Below are 2,595 nucleotides of genomic sequence, written 5' to 3' on the forward strand. Positions count from 1 at the left end.
CCAGGCCGAGCCCGGTCGAGCCGGGCCCGCCGTCCCCGTGCCCGCGCCGCAGTGCCGCCTCGGGGTCCTCGATGCCGGGCCCGGCGTCCGACACCAGCACGATGACGGCGTTGCTGGACGTGCCGCCGTCGTGCACGTCCACCGCGAACGCGGTCCCCTCAGGGGTGTGCCGGAAGACGTTGCCGAGCATCGCGTCGAGCGCGGCGGCCAGTTCGGCACGCGCGACGGGAGCCCGCACCGGGCGGTCAGGGGTGGCCACCCCGGCCCGGCGGCCCTCGTCCTCGGCCAGCGCCGACCAGAACTCCATGCGCGCCCTGACCACTTCGGACACGTCGCAGCCGACCGAGACACCACTCGGCGCCTGCGGCTTCGACTCCCGGGCGGTCCGGATGACCTGGTCCACCTCACGCTCCAACTGGGCGACGGCGTGACGGGTCTGGTCGGCCACGTCCCCCTCGCCCAGCGAGGCGGCGTTCAGCCGCAGCACGGTCAGCGGGGTACGCAGCCGGTGCGAGAGATCCGCGGCCAACTCCCGCTCGTTGGCCAGCAACTGCACCACCTGGTCGGCCATCATGTTGAACGCCACGGCCGCCGAGCGCAGTTCGGTCGGCCCCTGCTCCGGAACGCGTACCCCCAGCTTGCCCTCGCCCAGTTCGTCCGCCGCCTCGGCCAGCCGCTCGGCGGGCCGCACCATGCGGGTGCCGAGCCGGTCGGCGACGGCCACCGAACCCACCACCAGCGCCAGGCCGACCCCGGCGAGCACCAGCCAGGCGGTGGTCACCCCGCGGGAGACCTCCTCGTCGGGCACGAACACCTCGACCACCGCGATCCGGCCGGTGTTCACCGCCGTCGGCTGGAGCAGCGCGAACCCGCCGGGAACCGCCACGATCGACGCCCGGCCCCGGTCCGACGTGGCCTCCGGCGCCCGGCGCTGCCCGATGTCGATGGCGGTGCCGCGGCCGTCACCGGCCGGCACGTGCACCGCGATACGGCCCTCCGCACCCGCCTGCGTACTGGCCACCGCGCGCTGCAACTGGGAACGGTCGGCGGTGATGGCGAGCGCCGGACCGATCGTCGCGGCCTGCCGCTCGGCGTTGGAGAACGCCCGGTCCCTGGCCATCTCCTTCACCACCAGACCGAGCGGCACCGCGAAGGCGATCACCACCATCGCGGTCACCGCGAGGCAGACCTTGACCAGCGCCCATCTCACGGCGGCGTTCCCGGCCCCGGCGGTTCCAGCTTCACGCCGACACCGCGCAGGGTGTGCAGGTAGCGGGGACGGGCCGCCGTCTCACCGAGCTTGCGCCGCAGCCAGGACAGGTGCACGTCGATGGTCTGGTCGTCGCCGTAGGACTGCTGCCACACCTGGGCGAGCAGCTCACGCCGGGGCACCACCACGCCGGGCCGGCCGGCGAGAAAGGCGAGCAGGTCGAACTCGCGCCGGGTCAGGTCGAGCGTCGTGCCGTCCAACCGCGCCTGCCTGCGCATCGGGTCGACGACCAGGCCGCCGACCCGGATCGCCGTGTCCTCCGCTGCGGCCGGGCTCTCCGCGCCGCGGGAGCGCCGCAGCACGGCGGCCATCCGGGCGGACAGGTGCTCCACCGAGAAGGGCTTGACGAGGTAGTCGTCGGCGCCCGCGTTGAGCAGCCGCACGATCTCCGACTCGTCGTCCCGTGCCGTCGCGATGATGACCGGCACCTGGGTGATGCCGCGCAGCATCTTCAGCGCCTCCGCCCCGTCCAGATCGGGCAGTCCGAGGTCGAGCACCACCACGTCGAACCCGATCTGGGCGACCTCCCGCAGGGCCTCCAGGGCGGTGCCCACACTGCGCACCGTGTGGGACGCCTCGGTGAGGTGGCGGATCAGCGCCGAGCGCACGAACTGGTCGTCCTCAACGACGAGCACACTTGCCATGCGCGGAACCGTACGCCATTAGAGTGATCTGGATGCAACGTCGACTGGTTCACGCGGGCGCGTGGGTGTGCGCCACCTCGGCCGCCGCCGCGCTGTCCTGGTTCGGCGTGCACACGGTGCTCTCCGGCACGGCCTACGACCCGCCCCGGGCAGTGACGCTGCCCGCGGACGCCGTCGAGATCGGCTCCTCCACCCGGCGTCCCAAGCCCCCAGAGCCCACACCGTCCCCGTCGAAGCCCGCCCCGCCGGCCGGCAAGAAGCCCCAGACCCCGCCCGGTTCACCGTCGGGCAGCCCCTCGCGGCAGCCGTCGACCGCCCCGCCCGAGGAACCACCGGCCGAGCAGGCGTCGACCGGCCGGGTCAGGTCCTACCCGGCGGACGGCGGCCTCGTCGTGTTCGACCTGGAGCCCGACGCGGCGACGCTGGTCTCCGCCACCCCCGACTCGGGCTGGCAGGTGCAGGTCTGGCAGCAGGACTTCTGGATCCGGGTGACCTTCAGCAAGGGCGACCGCTCGTCGTCCGTCTTCTGCACCTGGCACGACTCCGCCCCCCGGGTACAACTCGACCAGCACTGAGCAGCGGTGAGCGACGCCTGCGGGCCGGTGCGGCTGGTCGGGCCTGCCCCCGGCGGTCAGCCGCTGTGTCGGCGGGCGCGGGCGAAGACGGCGGCGGGCGGGGGCG

The 2,595-nt window shown here is 74.0% G+C and carries 3 protein-coding genes; 1 reads left to right on the forward strand and 2 read right to left on the reverse strand.

Annotated elements, in window-relative coordinates; translation table 11 throughout:
- Together ACYVE9_RS22360 and ACYVE9_RS22365 are read right to left on the reverse strand one after the other, a co-directional pair.
- Positions 1 to 1,210 (reverse strand): HAMP domain-containing sensor histidine kinase (locus ACYVE9_RS22360; RefSeq protein ID WP_461029686.1); only part of this gene is annotated, 1,210 nt, incomplete at its 3' end.
- Entirely contained in the window at positions 1,207 to 1,914 is a 708-nt protein-coding gene (locus ACYVE9_RS22365; protein ID WP_461029687.1) for a response regulator transcription factor, read from the reverse strand. The genes ACYVE9_RS22360 and ACYVE9_RS22365, both read right to left, overlap by 4 nt.
- Before the next feature lie 32 nt (positions 1,915 to 1,946).
- Here ACYVE9_RS22365 and ACYVE9_RS22370 point away from each other — a divergent pair, with 32 nt between their 5' ends.
- Positions 1,947 to 2,489, forward strand: coding sequence for a hypothetical protein (locus ACYVE9_RS22370; protein WP_461029688.1), 543 nt, complete (start codon positions 1,947 to 1,949; stop codon positions 2,487 to 2,489).
- Positions 2,490 to 2,595 lie beyond the last annotated feature (106 nt).

It is taken from the genome of Streptomyces sparsus, from assembly GCF_054776295.1.